The 20,268-nt window shown below is 72.1% G+C and carries 24 protein-coding genes and 1 pseudogene; 24 read left to right on the forward strand and 1 reads right to left on the reverse strand.

All coding sequences use genetic code 11. From position 1 onward, the window contains the following. Positions 1–350 precede the first annotated feature (350 nt). The 7 genes from OG207_RS06935 (at position 351) to OG207_RS06965 (ending at position 6,791) form a co-directional block, all read left to right on the forward strand. Positions 351–692, forward strand: a complete 342-nt coding sequence (locus tag OG207_RS06935) for a hypothetical protein (RefSeq protein ID WP_285529660.1) — start codon at positions 351–353, stop codon at positions 690–692. 270 nt (positions 693–962) lie between these two features. Further along, the gene (locus OG207_RS06940; protein ID WP_329096831.1) at positions 963–2,210 is read left to right on the forward strand and encodes a hypothetical protein; all 1,248 of its coding nucleotides are present in this window, start codon (positions 963–965) and stop codon (positions 2,208–2,210) included. Between the two features lie 16 nt (positions 2,211–2,226). Continuing rightward, positions 2,227–3,387: a hypothetical protein gene (locus OG207_RS06945; protein WP_329096833.1), complete on the forward strand. Its 1,161-nt coding sequence runs from the start codon at positions 2,227–2,229 to the stop codon at positions 3,385–3,387. A gap of 60 nt (positions 3,388–3,447) precedes the next feature. Further along, on the forward strand, positions 3,448–5,235 hold the full coding sequence (locus tag OG207_RS06950) for an MFS transporter (protein WP_329096835.1): 1,788 nt from the start codon (positions 3,448–3,450) through the stop codon (positions 5,233–5,235). Positions 5,236–5,369: 134 nt separating this feature from the next. Then, positions 5,370–5,789, forward strand: coding sequence for a hypothetical protein (locus tag OG207_RS06955; protein WP_285529656.1), 420 nt, complete (start codon positions 5,370–5,372; stop codon positions 5,787–5,789). Then, entirely contained in the window at positions 5,786–6,646 is an 861-nt protein-coding gene (locus tag OG207_RS06960; protein ID WP_329096839.1) for a hypothetical protein, read from the forward strand. Before OG207_RS06955 ends, OG207_RS06960 begins: the two co-directional genes overlap by 4 nt. 22 nt (positions 6,647–6,668) lie before the next feature. After that, positions 6,669–6,791: a hypothetical protein gene (locus OG207_RS06965; protein WP_329096841.1), complete on the forward strand. Its 123-nt coding sequence runs from the start codon at positions 6,669–6,671 to the stop codon at positions 6,789–6,791. Here the strand turns inward: OG207_RS06965 and OG207_RS06970 are convergent. Beyond that, positions 6,777–7,699, reverse strand: a protein-coding gene (locus OG207_RS06970; RefSeq protein ID WP_443072676.1) for an IS5 family transposase whose coding sequence is annotated in 2 segments (ribosomal slippage) — positions 6,777–7,324 and positions 7,324–7,699 — 924 coding nt in all. Because the reading frame shifts where the segments join, the coding sequence is not laid out codon by codon here. The genes OG207_RS06965 and OG207_RS06970 overlap by 15 nt on opposite strands. 21 nt (positions 7,700–7,720) lie before the next feature. Here OG207_RS06970 and OG207_RS06975 point away from each other — a divergent pair. The 17 genes and pseudogenes from OG207_RS06975 (at position 7,721) to OG207_RS07050 (ending at position 20,268) form a co-directional block, all read left to right on the forward strand. Next, positions 7,721–8,362, forward strand: coding sequence for a hypothetical protein (locus OG207_RS06975; protein ID WP_329096843.1), 642 nt, complete (start codon positions 7,721–7,723; stop codon positions 8,360–8,362). Positions 8,363–8,399: 37 nt separating this feature from the next. Beyond that, a complete protein-coding gene (locus OG207_RS06980; protein ID WP_329096844.1) occupies positions 8,400–9,149 on the forward strand; it encodes a hypothetical protein in 750 nt (249 codons plus the stop codon). A 304-nt stretch (positions 9,150–9,453) separates the two neighbouring features. Then, entirely contained in the window at positions 9,454–10,020 is a 567-nt protein-coding gene (locus tag OG207_RS06985; RefSeq protein WP_329096846.1) for a hypothetical protein, read from the forward strand. A 35-nt stretch (positions 10,021–10,055) separates the two neighbouring features. Beyond that, positions 10,056–10,451, forward strand: a complete 396-nt coding sequence (locus tag OG207_RS06990) for a hypothetical protein (protein ID WP_285529650.1) — start codon at positions 10,056–10,058, stop codon at positions 10,449–10,451. Positions 10,452–10,728: 277 nt separating this feature from the next. Beyond that, positions 10,729–11,106 (forward strand): type II secretion system F family protein, encoded by a 378-nt coding sequence (locus OG207_RS06995; protein ID WP_285529649.1) that lies wholly within the window; start codon positions 10,729–10,731, stop codon positions 11,104–11,106. Beyond that, positions 11,103–11,915 carry a DUF317 domain-containing protein gene (locus tag OG207_RS07000; protein WP_329096849.1) on the forward strand — a complete coding sequence of 271 codons (813 nt, stop codon included), beginning with the start codon at positions 11,103–11,105 and terminating at the stop codon, positions 11,913–11,915. Before OG207_RS06995 ends, OG207_RS07000 begins: the two co-directional genes overlap by 4 nt. 27 nt (positions 11,916–11,942) lie before the next feature. Next, positions 11,943–12,767, forward strand: coding sequence for a DUF317 domain-containing protein (locus OG207_RS07005; RefSeq protein WP_329096850.1), 825 nt, complete (start codon positions 11,943–11,945; stop codon positions 12,765–12,767). Positions 12,768–12,802: 35 nt separating this feature from the next. Further along, entirely contained in the window at positions 12,803–13,135 is a 333-nt protein-coding gene (locus OG207_RS07010; protein WP_329096852.1) for a hypothetical protein, read from the forward strand. Next, positions 13,087–13,524, forward strand: coding sequence for a DUF317 domain-containing protein (locus OG207_RS07015; RefSeq protein ID WP_329096853.1), 438 nt, complete (start codon positions 13,087–13,089; stop codon positions 13,522–13,524). Before OG207_RS07010 ends, OG207_RS07015 begins: the two co-directional genes overlap by 49 nt. Positions 13,525–13,588: 64 nt before the next feature. Beyond that, positions 13,589–13,693: pseudogene (locus tag OG207_RS44020) on the forward strand (hypothetical protein); the annotation flags it as partial. Positions 13,694–13,810: 117 nt separating this feature from the next. Next, positions 13,811–13,942, forward strand: a complete 132-nt coding sequence (locus tag OG207_RS07020; protein ID WP_329096855.1) for a hypothetical protein — start codon at positions 13,811–13,813, stop codon at positions 13,940–13,942. Positions 13,943–13,962: 20 nt separating this feature from the next. Further along, positions 13,963–15,762 carry a type IV secretory system conjugative DNA transfer family protein gene (locus tag OG207_RS07025; RefSeq protein WP_329096857.1) on the forward strand — a complete coding sequence of 600 codons (1,800 nt, stop codon included), beginning with the start codon at positions 13,963–13,965 and terminating at the stop codon, positions 15,760–15,762. A 265-nt stretch (positions 15,763–16,027) separates the two neighbouring features. Further along, on the forward strand, positions 16,028–16,609 hold the full coding sequence (locus tag OG207_RS07030; RefSeq protein WP_329096860.1) for a hypothetical protein: 582 nt from the start codon (positions 16,028–16,030) through the stop codon (positions 16,607–16,609). 192 nt (positions 16,610–16,801) lie between these two features. Next, positions 16,802–17,497: a hypothetical protein gene (locus OG207_RS07035; protein ID WP_285529640.1), complete on the forward strand. Its 696-nt coding sequence runs from the start codon at positions 16,802–16,804 to the stop codon at positions 17,495–17,497. A gap of 225 nt (positions 17,498–17,722) precedes the next feature. Continuing rightward, positions 17,723–18,079: a hypothetical protein gene (locus OG207_RS07040; protein WP_285529639.1), complete on the forward strand. Its 357-nt coding sequence runs from the start codon at positions 17,723–17,725 to the stop codon at positions 18,077–18,079. 81 nt (positions 18,080–18,160) lie between these two features. Then, positions 18,161–19,030: a hypothetical protein gene (locus tag OG207_RS07045; RefSeq protein WP_285529663.1), complete on the forward strand. Its 870-nt coding sequence runs from the start codon at positions 18,161–18,163 to the stop codon at positions 19,028–19,030. Beyond that, positions 19,027–20,268: a DNA cytosine methyltransferase gene (locus OG207_RS07050; protein WP_329096863.1), complete on the forward strand. Its 1,242-nt coding sequence runs from the start codon at positions 19,027–19,029 to the stop codon at positions 20,266–20,268. The genes OG207_RS07045 and OG207_RS07050 overlap by 4 nt, the downstream gene beginning before the upstream one ends.

Genomic DNA, 20,268 nt, shown 5'->3' on the forward strand with positions numbered 1-20,268 from the left:
AGCCACTGGTACCTCACCCGCCTCGGCTTTCAGCCGGTCCATGGCCTGCACGGCGTATACCTGCTGAGCACCCCCGGCCACGACGGTCCCCGGCGCACCCGCCAAGCCGTCGCCAGCCTGCGCGCCAGCGGCTACCCGGTCCACGCCGACTACTCCCTCGATCCCGCCAACACCACCCAGGCGGCCCCGGCACCGGACCCGCGGACGTGGTACCGCACCACCGTGGCACAGGCCGCAGCCGTCTGCTCCTCGCAGCACCGGCCCGCCGTGCCCGCCCGCCCCTCACCTGCTGCCACTACTGGGCGGCCGGCGAACGTACCCGCAGCTGCCGGGCCGGGGCGAAGCCGTTGATGAAGGACACCGCGATCATCTCCATCACTCGCGGCAGGGGCGGGCAGGTCGAGGCCGAGGGCCCGATCGACGCGCTCGCCTCCGCCCTGCTGGACCGTGCCGGGTTCATCCGGCAGCCCACCCTTCGCGGCACCTGGCACCGGCTCCCCTTCGACATGGGCGAGGAGTGGGAGAACGAACACGCCTCCTACGCAGCCGACATGCTCCGTGCCGCCCGCTACGCGATCCGCCTCGACCCGGACCTGACCCCCGGCGGCCGTCCCGCACCGAACAGCCCGCGCCAGGGCGCCGGCCCGGTCCCTGCACCCGCTGCGCCCGCCGCGGTGCCCCGCACCCGCTGACCACCAGGACCTTCCCATGACCACCACCCCCCAGCCCGGCCCCGGCCTGCCCTCGCCCAGCGAGCTGCGGCGCCAGGCCCGCGCCGAGGCCGGCCCCTTCCTCGACCGGCTGGACCTGCCCGACCCCGCCGACGCCCTGCGGGACTGGACACGCCGACTGGCCGAGGCCGAGACACCCGCCCAGTTCCACGTCCTCGTCGACACCATGACCGGCACACACGACAGCACGCTGCTGGCCCTGCGGGACTTCCTGCTCACCGCCGGCACCTGGTGCCGCGAGCACGGACACGCCCGGCTCGGCGAGCGCTACCAGCGCACCAGCGACCTCCTCGACGTCGCCGACCGGCTCCTTCACCAGCTCGGCCTCGACCACCTCGCCGCCACCTGGCCCAACCAGGCACCCACCGCCCCCTCCCCAGGAAGGACACCTCACTGAACTCGGCCGAGATCAACCTCTTCACTAGCAAGCACGACGGCATCGTCGCCCTGGTCACCGGCAACAACTGGCGCTGGGCCCGCAAGATCCTGCTGGTCGCAGGATTCGCCAAGGACGACGACGGCAACTACACCCTGCCCCTGGCCGACCTCTCCCGGATCCGCGCGGCCCTGACCGACGTCCACGAGCTCGCCCGCGCCTGCCAGATCAAAGTCACCGCCACCCACCAGCCCTACGTCGGCGGCTTCGCCCGGGACATGGCCAAGCACCTGCCCGGCCAGTGGAGCGTGAAGGTCGAAAACTACTCCCTGCCGGTGTGGCAAGAGGACCTGGCGGCCTGCCTGTGGGACACCAGCCCCCGGCCGGGCTCGGAGTTCTACGGCCCGCTGCTGCACACCGTGGAGAAGTGCCGGGTGCCCTGGGCAGCCGTGCTGCGCAGCGACACCGGAGGCGAACTCGCCGTCGTCCAGGCCCCCCGTGACGGCCTCTACCACGTCGGCGCGATCGCCCCCAGGGACATGTACATGGACGAGGAGGTAGTCCCGCCTCGCAGCATCGCCGTGCAGCCCTCCGCGGTCACCGCAGCGCGCCAGGTCGGCTCCGTGCTGCTGGCGGACTACCGCCGGGCCGTCCTGCAGTCCCACCTCAACCACCTGGCCGATGATCTCGCCTGGGCGCAGGAGGCGTTCGAGCCCGGCACTGTGCTGAGTCCGCCGCAGCCGGACCTGGCCGCCGCCTTCGCCCGCTTCACCACCCATGCCCCTGACCTCATCGCCGCCCTGCGGCAAGCCGCCCCTGGCACGTTCGGCAGGCAGGAAGCGGGCTTTCTGGAGCGTATGGACTCCGCCTTCGGACCCCAGCCGCCCGGCAGCGACCCGGACACGCCCGCGGCGGTGCCCGCTGTTGATCCGCTGGCGCTGTGGCTGATGGAAGGAGGCGAGCTGGTCAGCCTGGCCCGCACGGCCCACCCGGCGCTCATGCCAGGGCCCGCTGCCGCCGTGTCCGGCCGGTCTCCGGCCGTTGCGGGTGCTCTTCCCGCTGTCCTGCCGCCGCGTTCCGGGGCCGTCCCGAGCCGCCGATAGCCCCCGCCTCCCTGGAGTGCCCATCACCTCTCGCCCGGACCCGACCCCACCACTGCGTCAGGCGGTCGACTCCCTGACCGGCTACGCCGCCCACTATTCGTCGGTACGACTGCGCCTCGAAAAATCCCAGATGGACCCGCGCAGCGGGTACGGGCTGATCACCGTCACGGGCGCCGCCTTCGAGGGACGCGTCCGCGATCTCGCCGAGGCGTTCAAGCGTCTACTGCCTCACGTTCCCGTGCTGCTGGAGTCCGCTCGCGCCGGTATCGAAGCCATGCCACCCGCCCGTCACCACCCCGGATGGCGGCTGCTGCTGGACGACCTCGCACACTCCGCCAACCAGGCATCACGCCCCGTCAACATCACCGACGGACTCGGTGACCGGCTGTGGCCGTACCTGCAGACCTGGGGCGAACGCGCCACCCTGCTGCGCGGCCTCGCCCTCCAACCCCAACAGCCCCACACGGAGCTTTTCTTGAGCGCGCAGGAGGAGGGGCCGTGGACCGCGTACGCCCGCTCGGCCCGCCTGCGGGGCCTGCTCCAGCCCATGGAGTCCCGCTACGACGCCGCGGGCCGGCAGATCACCGTGGCCACCGCCCTGCACCCCGAGGACCCTGACGAGGAGATCGTCCTGGTCCTGGCCGGGGATATCGACAGCCCCGGCATGCGGGTGATCGGGCACTACGACAGCCACGACGACGCCATCGCCCACCTGCCGCCGGCGGTCCCGCCCGGCGTGCTGTACCCGGCCGGGCCGCCCGCCGTACGGGATACGCAGGCGCCGTCCCTGGCCGACCTGACCCGCGACGTGGCCGGCGCCCGCCACAGCGGCGACGTCGCCGGGGCGATCTCATACATCGCTGGCCACCCGATCGAGGGCGGGCACCTCGGCGAGCTCACCGCGTTCCTCGACACCTGTTCGGCCTGGGCGAGCGCCATGGACACCCGCGCCGGCCACGACCTCGCCGCCCGACTGCGGGTGCTCGCCACCCAGACCCGGCAGCTCGGCCACGAACTGCGCCTCGTCGGCGACGACATGGACGCCGCCGTCGCCGTCCTGCCTCCGTACCGCACCCCGGCCCCCCGCCACCTCCAGGCGCCAGCCATCCCGGCGCTGACCACCACCCCGCTGCCGGCCACGCCGCTGGCAAACGCGCTGCCCGCCCACCGCCGGTAGCGGCCCGGCCCAGCTCTTCCACCTCATCTCGTACGCCATCTGACGGAAAGCCCTGCCCTGTTGACCCTGGCCGCCACCCCGACCGCCGCCCCGCCCCCTGCCACCTACGCTGCCGTTCTCGGCAGTCGGCACGTCGCCCGCCTGCTTGCGGGCACTCTGACCGGTCGCCTCCCCAACGGCATGGTCCCCGTCTCCCTCGTCCTGTGGATCACCGCAGCCGGCGGGAGCCTGGCGTTCGCCGGGATGCTTGCCGCTCTGTACGGGCTGGCGTCGGGGCTGTCCCAGCCGGTCAAGGGCAGGCTCATGGACCGGTACGGGCAGACCCGTGTCTCGGCCCCGGCGGTCCTGGTCAACTCCGGCTGTCTGCTCGCCCTCACCTGGATCGGGGCGAGCGGGCACCCGGCCGCCGTCACCGCGGTGGTCGGCGTGGCGGGGGTCTTCACGCCGCCTCTGGAGGCCGGGCTGCGTGCTCTGTGGCCGAGCGTGCTCACGGACCCCGGACAGCGTCGCGTCGTCCAGGCCCTCGACACCGGCTCCCAGGGACTGCTCTACATCGCGGGCCCCCTGCTCGCCTCCTGGCTGGCCACCACGTACGAGCCCGATGCCGCGCTCGCTGTGACCGCCGTACTGGGCCTGGCCGGCACCGTCGTGGTGCTGACCGCCGCCCCGTCGCGGACCTGGCGCCCCGCCGCCCCGGACAGCGGGGCGGCGGGAAGCGGGCGGCTGATGAATACCGCCCTCGTCCTGCTGTTCCTGGCGCTCGCCGGGACCGGCTTCACCCTGGGCGCGATGAACGTGTGGGCCGCCGGCATGGCCACCACCCACCACCAGCCCCTGCTGTCCGGGGTGCTGCCCGCGGCGTTCTCCACTGGGTCCTTCCTCGGCGGCCTGATCTACGCGCGCCGGGCCTGGCCCGGCACGACCACCACCCAGCTGCTGGCCACCAGCGCGCTGTTCCTCCTGGGCTGGCTGCCCCTGCTGGCGCAGCCCGGCCCCCGCACTGCGATCGGGCTCGCCCTCCTGCCGGGCCTGTTCCTCACCCTGGTCATCACCTGCGGATTCCACACCGTGGACACTCTCGCCCCCGCCTCCCGCACCACCGAGGCGTACGCGTGGCTGATCCTGGCCGTCGGCGTCGGCCAGGCCGCCGGCACCGCCCTCGCCGGAACCCTCGCCGACCACCCGCAGACGCTCGCCGCACTGCCCGCAGCGGGAGCCGCCACCGCCCTGCTCGTCCTGCTCCTGGCCCGCCCGAAGCTCGGGCCCGGACGCCGCCCCGGACGCCACCGCCGCCCACGACCCACCCCCCGCTCGCACTCGAACTCCCATACGCCCGAAGGAGATACCCCTATGGCTGTACGCACCGCATGGAAGATCGTCCACAGCTGTGGTCACGAAGTCACCCACGACCTGTCCGACCGCCCCGCCGACCGCCGGGCGTCCTTCGCACGCTGGCTCGCAGGCCGCGACTGCACCGACTGCTGGAAGGCCGCCCGCGACGGCGACCGCGCCGCCAAGCAGGAGTGGCTGGCCGCGCGCCGCGCCGAGGAGCAGGCCGCCGCGAAGGCATGGACCGAACAGTTCGACATGCCGCCCCTGGAGGGCCCCGAGCGTGCCCTGGAGTGGGGCGAGCGCTCCCGCTACCAGCTGGCCACCGCCGCCTACACCGCGCTGGTCACCGAAGGGACCTGGGACGAGGCGGACTGGGCGGTACTGGAGGAGAAGGTCCGCACGGTCACTCGGGCCGGGTGGTGGATCGACCAGAGGGAAGCCGAGGGCACCGACCTGCCGGAACTGCTCGACGCAGCAGGCGAAGCGGACCGCGGCACGGAGAACCCGTTCCGGTGAGCGCCGAGCCGGGACGACGGCAGGGGCGGACATATATAGCGGACGATCCCCGGTTAGCCAAACCGGGGATCCTCCAGACCATTGAAAGTGCTGGCCCCACCGCCAGCCGTGCTCTTCGCAGAGAGGATTTTGCCGTGCCCGAAGCCGTCTCCCGTGACGTGTGCATACCCGCCGACACCATCACCCCCGACCGGGACATCACCCATGCCCACTTCGCCCCGGGCGACCAGATCGTGGTGATCAAGGGCGTCGCGGACGGCGAACTGTGGGGCGACGCGATGACGGTGGTCACCCCGTCCTGGCACACCCCCACCGAGGAGGACGGATGGAGGCTACGCGACCCCAACGGCGGCGCCCTGTCCTTCATCACCGGGCACCCCCGCTACCTCGTCCACCTCTCCAAGCGCTGCCCGGACTGCCTGATCTACCAGCGCGCCCTGCGGGACTACCTGCTGCCGAAGGCCGACGGGGACAAGCCCCTGGACGGAGGCTGGTACTCCATCACGGACCGCAACCAGCTGGTCCACGCCGCGGACAAGGGGAGCGCCCGGTGATCGCCCGCCTGCACCGCCGGCAGCACGCCGCTACGGCCGCGCTGGGCAACGCGCTGGAGCGTCCAGTCAGCTTCACCCGCGAACTCAGCCCACGCATCGTGGCGTCCTGGGACCGGCTGGACCCGCGCTCCGGGTTCGCCGAGCGGGAGGCATGGAGCGAGTTCCAATGGGCCGCGCACCTCAGCCATGCACAACCGCGCTCCGAGGCGGGCGATTCGCCGCATTTCCTTCATTTCAGCGTCCGGTTGCACCGCATGGACCGGCCGCTCGCCCCGGCGCAGTGGTCGGAGATCGCCCACCGGCTCGCCCGCACCGCGGGCCTGGCGCCGCCTGCGGACGGCGAGCCGTGTCGGTGGATTGCGCTCCAGTTCCGGCACGGGCGCCTGGATGTGATCGCCAGCCTGGTCCGCGAGGACCGCACCCTCGCCCGCACCCCGAGGCGGCTGGCCGAGGAACTCGCCCGACAGGCGCGGATCCTCGAATCCGAGTTCGACCTCATCCCCGCCCGGCCCCCGGCCGGACACCAGGACCAGGTGATCGCCGGCCCCCAGGTCGCAGCGGAAGCCACGCCCGCGCAGATCGCCGAGCAGATCCGCGCCCTCACCGACGAGATGAACGGCAGCCTCGCCCAGGCCCGGCGCCTGGCCGAACAAGCCGCCCACCAGCTGGCGACACGGCCCGAGGTGTACGCCCGGCGCGGCGCGCACCAGCTGGAGTGGGCAGCCGGGCGTCTGTACGGGCTGCTCCACGACCTCGAAGGCGCCGCCGAGACGCTGGCCGACCCGCCCGCGCTGCTGCGCAACGCCGTGGTCCGCTCCACCCGGCGCCCCGCCCGCGCGGCGCGGCGATCCCGCTGAACCACCCTCGAAGGGAGCCTGTTTGCCCCTGGCCGAACGCCACCTCGCCCTGCGGCGTGACCCGCACTCCGGTGAAGTCCTCGCCCGCGGCGGCGACGCCGTCGCCCGCAGCATCCTTGAGCGCACCGGCTTAGGCAGTGTCTGATGGCTCTTTGATGAGGTCGCGGAGCCAGATCACGATGGCTGCGGTGGCCAGGGTGCCGTGGAAGATGTAGTCGCGTTTGTCGTACCGAGTCGCGACGGCCCGGTGCTGTTTCAGCTTGCTGATGCAGCGTTCGACGGTGTTGCGCTGGCGGTACTGCTCACGGTCGAAGGCCGGTGGGCGGCCGCCGGCCCGACCAAGGCGGCGGCGGTTCGCACGCTGGTCGTCCGGCTGGGCGATCGTTGCTTTAATCCCGCGTTTGCGCAGGTAGACGCGGTTGGCGCGGCTTGAGTAGGCCTTGTCGCCGCGGGCCCGGTCCGGCCGGGTCCGCGGACGTCCTGGCCCGGTGCGGGCCACGTTCAGGGCCTGCATGAGCGGGATGAACATCGGGCTGTCCCCACGCTGACCGGGCGAGGTCAGCCAGGCCAGGGGCCGGCAGCGGTCATCCGCCAGCAGGTGGACCTTGCTGGTCAGCCCGCCCCGGGAGCGTCCCAGGGCCTCACGGCCATCTCCGTCCACACGCGCGCCACCCCCTTTTCAGGATGGTCGGCCGGAGGAGCGTGCCGGGCTCCGGCCGCGTGCTGGTGGGCCCGGCAGGTGGTGGAGTCGGCGTTAACTGCCCACGAGCCGTCCGCGTCCTGGGCGGTGGAGTCGGCGCCGGCCTGCAGAGCGCGCAGGATCTTCGACCAGGTGCCGTCGGCCGACCACCGGCGGTGGCGTTCGTAGACCGTCTGCCAGGTTCCGTAGCGTTCAGGCAGGTCACGCCAGGGAATCCCTGTCCGCGTCCGGTAGAACACACCGTTGACCACGGTACGGTGATCAGCCCACCGCCCACCCGGATTCCCGGTCTCCGGCAGCAGCGGAGCTATGCGCTCCCACTGAGCATTCGTCAGTTCATGCCGACGCACCATGCCAGACCCCTGCCCAGAACAGTGATAGATCCACCATCCCAGGCAAGAGCCATCAGACACTGCCTAGTCCCCGTCATCCGCTACCACGACCGCTACCACCGGCTGCCGAAGAACCTCGACCGGGCCGAGGAGGAACGCCTGGCCACGCGCGCCGTGGCCCGCCTGCAGGCAGTCGGCTACCACGTCGAGGCGGACACCGCTTATGTCACCGAACACCGTGAGCCGTACTACCTGCCCCTCGGCGCCCAGGTCGCGCACCTCGCCGCCCGTATCCGCGAAGCCGAGTCCACCGGCGACGTCGCGGCCGTTCTGACCGAGCTGACCGCCGACCACGACGGCATCCTGCCGGCCCTGGCCGAAGTCCTCTCCGCCGCCGCCGACTTCTACGAGCATCTCGGCGATCCGGCCGACGCCTACACCGCGAAGCGGCTGCGCTACCTGTCAGGGGAGCGGCTCGCCGTCATCGACGCCGACCTGCGTACCACGCGCAACGACCTCGCCGACCGGCACACCACGCACCCCCACCGCAGCACCTGCCCCGGCGAGGTCGGCCCCGGTGAGACCGAGGCGTCAACCGTCTGTCCCTGCCCCGTCCCGGTCACCACCCCGTTGCCCTCCGCACCGGCCGCGCTGCCGCCCGTCCCCGTCGGCCGGCACCGCTGACCTACCCCACCCCGTCCCGTCCCGCCTTGAGGAATCCATGCCCGCCCACCGCCACGAGGAACTCGGTGCCTTCGCCGCGATCCTCACCCAGCTCCTGCCCGGTGCCTGGACCCACCAGCTCCGCCGGCACACCGCCTACGACGACCAGTTCTTCCTCACGTCCGATGTGTGGGACATGAACCAGGTCGCCGAAGCCATCGCCGCCACCACCCTCATGCACGACGCCATCCTGACCCGCGACGACGGCCTGCGCCTGTTCCTCATGGACCACCCCCGCCACGAGGACACCTTCCTCATCGCCGCCATGGCCCCCGCGGACACGGCCGCCGAAGCCTTCCGCGGCGTACCCGAGCCGGACGGCATCGCGATATCCGACGACCCCGAGCAGGCTGCCGACGCCATCACCACCCGCCTCCTGCCCCGCCACGAAGCCGCCCTCGCCCACGTCCGCGACAACGCCGCCCGCCTCACAGCCAACGCGCCCGGGCCGCACACCGTCGAGATGACCTGGACTGAGGACGGCTCCCTCACCGCCGCGGCCACCAGCGACGAGGCCGCCCGGATCCTGGCCGCCAACGGGTTCGTCCGCGACTCCGACCGGCAGGCGTACGTCCTCTCCAGTGACGACACCGCCGTCCAGGCCCGCCACGTACGCACCGCCGGCAGCCAACTCGCCGCCCTCGGCATCGGCGTCGCCCTGCGCCACCCCGCAGCCCACCCCGCCATCGACACCACCCCAGTTCCGGTGCCACGCCAGCACGCGGCGGGCAAGGCCCGGTCCCGGTGAGGAAGAAGCCCGATGGCTCGCCGGACCCCGCACGAACCTGATCGCGGCGGTGGGTTCCCCTCGGACCCGCTGATGCCCTGGCACCCGCCACATCCTTCCCTCCCGCCCGAGGAGCCCATGCCCCCCCGCACGCCCCGACCTGGCCGCCTACGCCGGCGCCCTCGCCACCCGGCTGCCCGGCGCCTGGACCACCGCCTACAGCCGCAACGCCGCCTACGCCGACCAGCTCTCCACCACCGCGGCAGTCTGGGACGCCGGCGCCGTCGGATACGCCGCGTCCAACTTCGTCCTTGGCCACCAGGCCGTGCTCACACGCCCCGACGGCGCACGCCTGCTGCTCTTCGACCGGCCCCTGCGCCCCCGGCAGTTCATGGTCGCCGCCCTGGAGCCGGACGCCCATCACGAGGCCTTCCACGGCGTGGCCGAACCAGGCGGCATCAGCGTCCCCGTCGACCCCGCCCGCGCAGCCGTCCAGGTCGCCCGCCGTCTGCTGCCCCGCTACGAGGCCGCCCTGCGCCAGGTCCGGCACAACACCGCGCACCCTCCGCCGCGGCGGTCGGCACCACCTGTGATCACCGGGATGGTGAGCATCGCCTGGTATCCCGACGGCGTGGTCGGCGCCGTCACCGGCGTCCGCGACGCCACCTCCGCCCTGTACGGCGCCGGGTTCCAATTCCACCCCTACCAGCGGATGTTTCTGCTGCCCGCCTCCCTGGGTGACCGCGAGCAGATCGCCCGCATCGACATGGCCGCCCAGCACCTGGCCCGGATCGGCGTCGGTGTCACGGTGCGCCCCGCCCCGGCCGCCACTCCCGCGACGCCCGCCCCCCGCCCGCCCCTGCCGACCGCCGTGTCCGCGCCAGGCCGCTGACCCCAACCCCGCCCCGTCTTGAAGGAGTCCCCGCCTTGGGCAATCTCGCCGATGAATCCGGCACCGACGTCGAGATCTACCGCCGGGCCCTCACCCCCGACGCCATCCACATCGTCAGCCGCACCGACGCCCCCAAAGAACTCCTGGCCCTCCTCGACAGCGCCGGTCTCGAGCGTAAGACCGAGGCCATCTACACCTGGCACGAAACCCCCCAAGGTCTGAGCGAGGCCGCACAGAAGCAGTTGGTCACCCGCGCCGTACTCCCGCTGCTGATCGCCGACTACAAGGTCAACATCGACCCCGACGTCTACGACGTGACCGCCTGGGCGCAGAACCTCCGCGAGCACCGCGCCGCCCAGGCCCAGTCCGCAGGAGCGCCGGCCCTTCCGCCCCCGGGGCCGGCCGGCCCCCACCCCGGCCGTACCCGCTGACCGCAGTTCTCAGCCAAGTGCCCGGTCCGGCCCGGCCGGGCTGGACCGGGCAACCTCACCCACCGGAGCATCCACGATCCCCAAGCCCGCGCGGCTTCCTGCGCCGATCACGGCAGACCGCCGTCCGCGCCTGGCCGTTTTCCTGATGCGCCGCTACCTGCGCGCCGTGACCGCCACCGGCGCCGGCCGCCACCACGTACGCGCCACCGGACCCCTCGGCGCGCTGGATGAATCCCGCCGCCGATCCCCTCGCCCCTGACAACAAACCGGGAGGACCATGACCGACCCGACCCCCGATCCCGTACTGCTGGCACGGCACATCGCCCAGCAGATCAGCCGACTCACTGACCACCTTGCCGTCGCGCCGCCTCGGCAGGCCGCCCAGATCCTCGGGCACGTCCTGGCACCCGACGGTGTCCTCGACGGGATGACCTGCCTGGTCGCCGCCGGATCCCGCTTCGCCAAGGACCGCGCCACCTCCGGAGCTCTGCCGCCGGAGGTGTGGCTCGCCCTCGGCCGCGCCTCGAACGATCTCGACGCCATATGCGGTGACCTCGCCGAACACACCGAAGACATCCACCGACTCACCCAGACCCCGGCAACCGCCACAGCCCGGCCGGTCGCATCCGCCCTCGTCGCACGGAGGCACCGATGAAGAAGCAGCAGTGGACCGGCTGGGGCCCGTCCGCCGACCAGCCGGAACAGCACTACCTGATCGAACCCCGCCACCTCGGCGGCGGTGGCGACCCCCGCTACATCGCCGAGTACCTGCGCGCCTCCGGCTGGAGCGACCACACCCGCGGAGGCGGGCCGTACGTCTTCGACAGCCCCGACCGCACCGTGCGCATCGGCTACGACCCCACCACGATGCCCGGCGGCTGGACCGTCTCCGGGCAAGCGGTCGGCGAACACCAGGCGGCCTGGCACGCCACGTTCACCATGGCCGTCCCCGTCGAGATCGTCGCCGGCCTGACCGACAGCCTGACCAAACCGCGCTCCGCGCACGCCCCCAACGTGTGGGCCCCGCTCGAGGAGCACGGCTGGGAGACCGAACGCGGACAGCACTTCACCGCCGTCTCCCCGGACCGCAACGCCTGGGTGCAGTACCACCAAAACGAAGCCGGCCAGGCCCACTGGTGGGCCGGCGCCCGCACCGAACACGGACGCGCATGGGACGCGGTCTTCACCTCCACCACCCCGCTCCACCTCGTCCAGGGCTTCTCAGCAGCGCTCGCCGACCCGACCCCGGTGATGCGACCGCGCGGACACGTCCCCGCCACCAAGTGGATCAAGACCACGTCCGTGTCGGTCCGGCCCTCCGAGCTCGGTGCGTGGCAGCAGGCCCGGATCACCGCGGCCCGCGCCGCGGCCTGGGCCCGCAACTCCTGGGCCGCCGCCCGCCCCCGCAAGCACACCCCCACCACCAGCCCGTACGCGGCAGCAGGTTCTCGTGGCCGCCGATAACCAGGGAAGGGAGATGAAGCCCTCTTCGTGAGCATCAATGAGCGGCACCTGGCCGCTTTCGCCGCCGACCACAACCTATTCGGCTCACCCGTCAGCCCCCGCTACCTCGCCGGCCGCGGGGACCCCCGGCACGTCACCCACGCCCTGTGGGCCGCCGGATGGACCACCGCCTCCGACCCCCTCCACCCGGCCATCCGCATGACCAGCCCCGACCATTCGCTGCGTCTCGACATCAACTTCGCCCAGCGCCGCTCCGGCTGGAGGGTCAGTCCCGAATTCGGGCACAGCCACTGGTCCGCCTCCTTCAGCACCGACACGCCGGTGGAGGTCGTCGCAGGCCTGACCGACGCCCTGATCCAACCCGAACCCGACACTGCTGTTTCCCCGGTCTCCGACATCCTCACCGCCCGCGGCTGGCAGCACACCACCGACGAGGCCGGAACACAGACCCTGCTCTCCCCGGACGGCACCGTTCAGGCGGAGCTGCGCGTATCCCCCTCGATCGGGGTGATCGGCTGGCAGTTCACCGCCGCCTACCGCCACGCCGAGTACGGGCCCGAGGGGCTGGTGTGGCGGGCCGACTTCCACGAGAACACCCCGCCCCACCTGCTCACCGCGGTGACCGCCGCGGTGAGCCGCCCCGAACCCGTGCTGCGCGCCCGGTTCGACCACGTCTCCAGCCCCCACGTGAGCGTCGACGCGGAGTTCGCCATCGGCGACGCGATGGTCGCCGCTCATAAGCAGCGCCTAGCCCTGGCCCGGCGCCACCGTCCCCGCCCGCCGAAGCCCAACCCGGGCGTGGCCGGCCCCGCGCCCGCCGCCCGTACCGCCGCGGCCGGCCCCGCACGATAGTCCCCGCCCTCCCGTTCCAAGGAAGCCCTCACCTCGTGTCCCTGTCCGCTGACGAAGACCACCAGCGTGCCCTCGTCCGGCTCAACCGGTACATCACGGAGGCCGCGGAGATCCTCGCCTCCTGGGACGCCTACTCCGACGAGCACTCCGACGCCGAGGGGTGGCCCCACGACCCCGACGCCTACGGATACCGGCAGCGCCGCCGCGATGCCGACACCTGGGAGGCGTTCGCAAAGATCAGGTTCGTCGCCCTCACCCACCTCCTGCCGCTCGCGGAGCGGCAGCTGCCGAACATCCCGCCGCGCCGTGTCCGTCCGCCTTGGTCCTGGCAGCTCAAGACGCTGCGGACCTCGCTCGACGAGCTCTAGCAGCCCCGCCGCCACACCAGTCCGCCCACGGCAACCGTCATCTCCGCCGCGAGGACGAAGCCCGCATCCAGGAGAACACCCTGACCGATCCCACTGCCCCGCTCGTCGAGCAGGCCCTCCTCCTTCCCCGCTACCTCGCCGGACCCGGCGACCCGGCCTGGGCCACCGCCGCCCTGCACCACGCCGCCGGATGGAGCCACTCGCACGACTCGCTCGTGCCACGTACGCAACTCACCAGTCCCGACCGGCTGGCGGTACTGCACCTGGTGCCCGACCCGGACCAGCCCTGGTGGGTCGTGCGCCGCCACCGCACCGACGCGAACCCTGCGTGGTCGGTGAAGTTCGGCGCCCGCACCCGCAGCCGCCCCCGCAGCAGGCAGCCCGTATGAGCCGCTTCTGGCCGCTGGATGGCAGCCGAGGGGCGACCACGACGGCCTGACCTCGCCCGACGGCATCGCCCACGTCGAGCATTTCACCGACACCGGCTTCAACAGCTACTTCATCGACGTTGCCGTAAGCGGCAACCCCGAAGGCCAGGTCTGGAAGGCCTTCCTCAGCGGCAGCACCCCGCCCCACCTGGTCACCGCGGTCACCCGCGCGCTGGCCGACCCCGCCCCCATCGCCCGCGACCCGAACCACCTGCCCGGCCTCGGCCACCACCTGCACACCACCACCGTGCAAGTACCGGCCGCCGACGTGGCGTTCGCCCTCGAACGGCGGATCGAGTCCCTCACCACCCGCCGGCCGAACGCCACGCCCTCCACCGCTCCGCCGGCGGCCCCGCCATCGCCCCGCCGTACCCGCTGACCCCCTCTGGAACCGCCCCCTTGCCCAACTCCTCCTCGAACTCAGGCAACGACGGCTACGACATAGCATTTAAGGCACTGCTCGGCGCCATGGCCGTCATCATCCCCGCATCCTCCCTGGCCTGGCTCGGCGGCAACGCCCTCGTCTGGGCCACCGACGTCGGCGACTGGGTGCCTTACCAGCCGGCCGCCGCCCTCCTCCACCCCGACCAGCTGTGGCCTGCCGCGGATGAGACCGCGCTGCTGATCGCCACCCGCATGCTGCCCGCCATCGTCCTCATCGCGCTCGTCCTGGGCGGGCTCACCTGGTGGCGGCGTCGCACCGGCGCCAGCGGCGGGGGCAAGCGGAAACGTATCGCCGGGATGGCCAAGCGGTCCGACATCGAGCCGCTGCTGGCCAAGGCCATCACCGCCAAGGCCCGTTCCCTGCGCCCCAGCCTGAAGCACGCCAAGAACATCGACGCCAAGGACACCGGCGTCCTTCTCGGCAACCTCCAGGGCAGCCGGCACGAGGTCCGGATGGGGTACGAGGACGTGGCCGTCGCCATCATGGCGCCCCGCTCCGGCAAGACGACCTGCCTGGCGATCCCCGCCATCCTGGGTGCGCCCGGCCCGGTCCTCCTCACCTCGAACAAGGCCGCCGGCGACGCCTACACCGCCACCCTCGACGCCCGCGGCCAGGTCGGCCGGGTGTGGTCGATGGACCCGCAGCAGATCGCCCACGCCGAGCGGGCCATGTGGTGGAACCCCCTCGCCGACGCACGCACCCTCGACGGAGCGGGCCGTCTGGCCGGGCACTTCCTCGCCGCTTCTGTGGATGCCTCGCAGCAGGGGGACTTCTGGTCCAAGGCCGGATCCAACATCCTGTCCCAGCTCTTCCTCGCCGCCGCGCTCGATGAACGGCCGATCACGGACGTGATGCAGTGGCTGGCGTTCCCCGCGGACCGTACGCCGCTGGACATCCTGCGCGACCACAAGTTTACCGCAGTTGCTTCCCAGTTGAAGGGCACCGTCGAAGGCCCGCCGGAAACCAGGGACGGTATCTACGAGACCGCCCGCCAGTACGCCGCCGCCCTCCTCAACAGCGAGATCGCCGCCTGGGTCACCCCGCAGAAGGGTGTGGCCGAGTTCCGGCCCGTCGAGTTCGTCACCTCCCTCGACACGCTGTTCCTGCTCAGCAAGGACGGCGGTGGCGGCGCCTCAGCGCTCATCGCGGCGTGCGCGGACTCCGTGATGCGGGCCGCGACCGCCCAGGCCGAACGCGTCGGCGGACGCCTGGACCCGCCGATGCTGGCGATCCTCGACGAGGCCGCCAACGTGTGCAAGATCAGCGACCTCCCTGACCTGTACTCCCACCTCGGCTCCCGCGGGATCATCCCGATCACCATCCTGCAGTCCTACCGGCAGGGCCAGAAAGTGTGGGGCGACGCCGGCATGGACGCCATGTGGTCCGCGTCCACCGTCAAGGTCATCGGCAGCGGCATCGACGACCCCGACTTCGCCGACAAGCTCAGCAGGCTCATCGGCGACCACGACGTCGAGACGAAGTCCACCTCCGTCTCCGACTCGGGCAAGTCCACCTCCATCAGCATGCGGCAGGAACGGATCCTGCCGGCGGACGCCATCCGCGCGCTGCCGAAGGGCACCGCGCTGTGCTTCGCCACCGGCATGCGAGCCGCCATGCTCGACCTGCGGCCCTGGTACCTCGAGCCCGGCGCAGCTCAGCTGTCCGCAGCATCCGCCGCCGCATCGAAGGCGATCACCGCCCGCGCCGTCGCCAAGGCCGCACCGCGCCAGTCCGACTTCGGGACCACCGCGTGAGTGGGCAACCGCTGCACTCGGTTCCATTCCGTTCCCGGTAGGCGAAGGTGTTCGCCACCAGGCCCTGGCCGCCATGCCGAGCTGGACTCTCAGCGCCTGCCCGCAGCGGCACGTGGCCCCCGGCCCGCTAACGAACGATTGGCGAGTACGGCCTGGCCGGCATCGACCACTGCTGCACCGCGGTCGGCACCACCCCGGGCGGCAGCACCACACGTACCGCACTGCCCCATCCTCACCAGCCGCCAACCGAAGGACTCAAGCCGCCTTGCGGGAAATCAACATCCCGGTCCACGCCGACCAACTCAAAGCCCTCGCCGACCGCTTCGAGGCCTTCCGTACGGAGCTCGCCTCCACCGCGCCTCTGACCGGGACAGACGGCCTGCGCCAACTCACCCGACACCTCCGCACCTCCCACGAGCTCACGTTCGAGACGCTGACACAGCTCACCGCACTCGACGGCAGCCAGGCCACGCGGATGAACGGCGCGCTCGCAGCCCTCGACTGCCTGGCCCAAATCGTCCAGCAAGCCGGTCTGGTCTCCGAGAACCTGACTGCCGCCGTCAGCGCCAACGCCTACGACGGCACCTCCTGGAGCCCAGCCCAGGACACCGACGCCATCGGCCGCGGCCTGCGCCACCTCGACGCCCGCAACGCCATCGCCACCCAGCTCGCTGAAACCTCCCCACCCCTGCAGATCTGCGCCGAAGGCTGCCGGATCGTCTCCGACCACCTCACCAAGCACTTCCCCCGCCCGGCCCCCAGCCAGACCCGCGCCCACGCAGTAGGCGCAACAGCACCCCTCCCGGGCGCAGCAGCCCTGCCCAGCGGCCAGCGGGCCGCGCGGTGACAGCCACATCAGACCCAGCCCCCGCTGACTGACAACAGGAGGCCCACCCTGCCCCTGCCCCTGCCCCTGCCCCTGCCCCTGCCCCTGCCCCTGCCCAACCAACTCGGCCTCGCCGAGGCACTGTTCCCCCTCACCCAACGGCTCCTCGCCAACGCGGTCCGGCTCGACCACCTCCGCAAACAGCGCGGCGCCATGCCGGATCTGCGGGAAACGGTCCAGGTTGCAGACGCGCTGCGGCAGACCTCGCTGGTCACCGGCAAACTGCTCGCCACAGCAGCCCTGAGCGACGCGGCAACCACCCTCGACGGCCGGGAGGCCATCACCCTCCTGCGGCATCTCACCGAGGCCACCTCCCTGGCCGCGATACGCACGGCGGACACGATCTCCGACCTCGCCCACGGCGACACCGCACCAGCGAGCGCCTCCCTGGACCGCGCTGCCGCGCACCTCGCCGGTACCCCCACAGCAGTCCACCGCGTCGGCGAAGCACTCCAGCGGCACGAAGGCCACCTCCACGCCCAGGACCACGCTGCCCGGGAGAACCTCGGCGCAGACGAGCCCACGGCCAAGGTCAGCGAGGCCCAGCGCAGAGCCCTCGCTTCCCTGGCCCGGGGCGACGCCGTCCTTCGTGATGCGTACGGCCTCCGAGAGGTGATCGCGCCCCCCGCCTCGTACCTGTCCGTACGGGCCTCCACCATCGACGCCCTCGCCACCAGAGGACTGGTCACCCTCACGGCGCTTCCCGAGCAGCCGGGTCACCACGCCCTGCACGTCACAAAGGCCGGCCTCCGCGCGCTTCTCGCCGCCGCTTCCGGTCCGCGTCGCCGCCCGCCGCTGCCCGCCCGCCCGCCGGCACCTGCCGCCCGCGCCGTGGCCCGTGCCCGCTGACCACCACCCCCACGCCCAGCCCGTCCACGCCCGGAGCCCCTCTCGCCCAGTACCGATCCCAGCCCGCACGACATCGCGCTCGCCCTCGCCGCCCTACTCCACCCCGACGCTGTCCCTCGCGACGTAGTCGTCTCCTTCCGCCCCCGCAAGGGCGCCGAAGCCCGATACCAGTACCGCGGTTCCGGCGGTCCAGTCCTCGGCTACGCCCAGGCCCTGCACGCCCGCTTGTACGGGCTGCCCGTCGAGCCGCCCGCCCTGCCGACCGCGCTCGACGAACTCCTCCAGGCCGTCTGCACCGTCGACCGCGACGGGCAGGAAGCCGTCCTCGCCCAGCTCGCCGACCAGCTGCTCGCAGCCGCCGACATCCTCGAATGGGCCCGCAACCACGCCCACTGGAACCGTCTGCCCACCGAAGTCTGGGAACGACTGCGCGACGCCACCACCGCCGTCGCCCAGGTCGCGCAGACCGTCGCCGAGGCCGCACCGGCCTTCTCAGTCCGCCAGCCCACCCCGCCCACCACAACGGCGCTCCCCTCCCCGCCGCCCACCTCCACCACCAGCGCCGCGCCCGCACGCCGCTGACCCCCGCACAAGGACCCTTGCATGCCCGATAGCCCCGCTTTCCAGGCACTTTCCCTAGGCGCCGGAATACAGTCCTCAGCCTTGCTCTGCCTTTCCGCTGGAGGCATCCTCCCGAAGGTCGACTACGCGATTTTCGCCGATACCGGCTGGGAACCTAAGGCCGTTTACGAACATCTCGGCCGACTGGACAAAGCGATCGCCCGACCGGCCGGAATCCCCATCCTCCGGGTTTCGGCCGGGAACATAAGGAGGGACGCTTTGGACCCGGATCACAGATTCGCGTCCATGCCCCTCTACATTCTTAACCAGGACGGCCGCCCAGGAATGACCCGGCGCCAATGCACCGGGGAATATAAAATCAAACCGATTAAACGACAAATCCGCGAACTCCTTGGTCACCCGTACCCACAGCGCGTTCCGAAGGGCGTGTTCGTGGAGCAGTGGGTCGGTATTTCAACCGACGAGTTCCACCGCGCGAAGGACTCGGACGTCAAATACATGCACAACCGGCACCCGCTCATCGAAATGGGCTGGTCGCGCGCCGACTGCATCCGCTACCTCACCGGTCTGGGACTGGCGGATACGCCGAAATCGAGCTGCCTTGGCTGCCCGTATCACGGAAATGCGCAGTGGCGGAGCATCCGCGACCATTCTCCGGAAGAGTGGGCGGATGTGGTGGAGTTCGACGCGGCGATCCGGGCCGGAAATGCCCGCGCCAACGCTACCGGAAACCGGCTTCTGGGGCAGGCATTCCTGCACCGTTCCCGCGTTCCTCTCGGTGAAGCACCGATAGACCACGTGACCGCCGCGGAGTGGGCCGCCCTGCAGGCCCAGACCGCCGAAGCGGACCTGGAGGAGCTGGAGCAGGGTGTCGAGAACGGGTGCTCGCCCTGGGCCTGCCGCGGCTCCGAAGCCGAGCCGGTACAGGACGACTTCGGGCTCGCCTCGTGACCGCCTCCCCGCCGTCGGTCCTGGATCTGTTCGCGGGCGCAGGGGGCTGGAGCCACCCCCTGAAGGTGTTCGGCATACGCGAGGTCGGACTCGAGTGGGACGAGTGGGCGTGCCGGACGCGGGCCGCTGCCGGGCAGTTGACGATCCGAACCGATGTGGCCCTGTATCCGACCTGGCCGTTGGTGGGCCGGACTTCGGGGTTTCTGGCGTCGCCACCTTGTCAGGCTTGGAGCATGGCAGGAAGGCGGCTCGGCCTGGTGGACCAGCCGCTGGTCCACCAGGCCGTCGCCGACCTCGCGGCCGGGCGCGATACCCGCGCCGGCCTGCTGACCGCCTGCCAGGACGACCGCAGCCTGCTCGCGGCCGAGCCGATGCGCTACCTCCACGCCCTGAACGCGGTGGGGCAGCCGGAGTGGATCGCGATGGAGGAAGTCCCCGACGTCCTGCCTCTGTGGCGCCAGTACGCCGCCATCCTCAGGAGCTGGGGGTTCTCGGTGTGGACGGGCATCCTCAACGCCGCCGACTACGGCGTGCCCCAGACCCGGCGCCGGGCGATCCTGCTCGCCTCCCGCATCCGTACCGCCGAGCCGCCGACGCCCACCCACGCACCGGCCGCTGAGCCGGAGTCGCTGTTCGGGCCGGGCCGCGAGCGGTGGGTGTCGATGGCCGAGGCCCTCGGCTGGGGCGCCACCGACCGGCCCACCCCGACCGTGTGCGCCGGCGGAGGCCCGGGCGGCGGCCCTGAACCCTGGCCGTCGGGTGCCCGCAGGACACTCGCCGATGCCCGTGACCGCGGCCGGTGGAGAGACCCCGCGCCCGGCCGCATCGACGGGCGCACCCGGCCCGGCGGCCCGGCCAGGGAGACCACGGGTGGATCGGGCTGGTCCTGGTCGCTGCGGAGCAACAACCAGGCCAACGCAACCGTCCGCACCATTGACGAGCCGGCCGGAACGCTGTTCTTCGGGCACCGCGCCAACGAGTGCGTGTGGGTGGCCGAACCCGCCGCCCCGGAACCGGGCGTGGACGCCCCTTCGGGTCCGGCGCCGGAAGCGATCCGGATCACCGTCGCCGAGGCCGGCGTGCTGCAGTCCTTCCCCGCCGACTACCCCTGGCAGGGCAACAAGGGCCAGCAGTTCTCACAGATCGGCAACGCCGTCCCGCCCCGCCTGGCCGCCCATCTCCTCGCCCCGCACGTGGGCGTCACCCTCACCCGCGACGACTTCACCCTGGCCGCCTAA

Source organism: Streptomyces sp. NBC_01439, assembly GCF_036227605.1.
In the GTDB taxonomy this organism is placed as follows: Bacteria; Actinomycetota; Actinomycetes; order Streptomycetales; family Streptomycetaceae; genus Streptomyces.

Excerpts from the sequence above, each read along its gene's own strand:
- OG207_RS06935 (WP_285529660.1), top strand. The coding sequence starts at position 351 with ATGAAGGACACCGCGATCATCTCCATCACTCGCGGCAGGGGCGGGCAG.
- OG207_RS06980 (WP_329096844.1), top strand. The coding sequence starts at position 8,400 with ATGCCCGCCCACCGCCACGAGGAACTCGGTGCCTTCGCCGCGATCCTC.
- OG207_RS06995 (WP_285529649.1), top strand. The coding sequence starts at position 10,729 with ATGACCGACCCGACCCCCGATCCCGTACTGCTGGCACGGCACATCGCC.
- OG207_RS07000 (WP_329096849.1), top strand. The coding sequence starts at position 11,103 with ATGAAGAAGCAGCAGTGGACCGGCTGGGGCCCGTCCGCCGACCAGCCG.
- OG207_RS07035 (WP_285529640.1), top strand. The coding sequence starts at position 16,802 with ATGCCGGATCTGCGGGAAACGGTCCAGGTTGCAGACGCGCTGCGGCAG.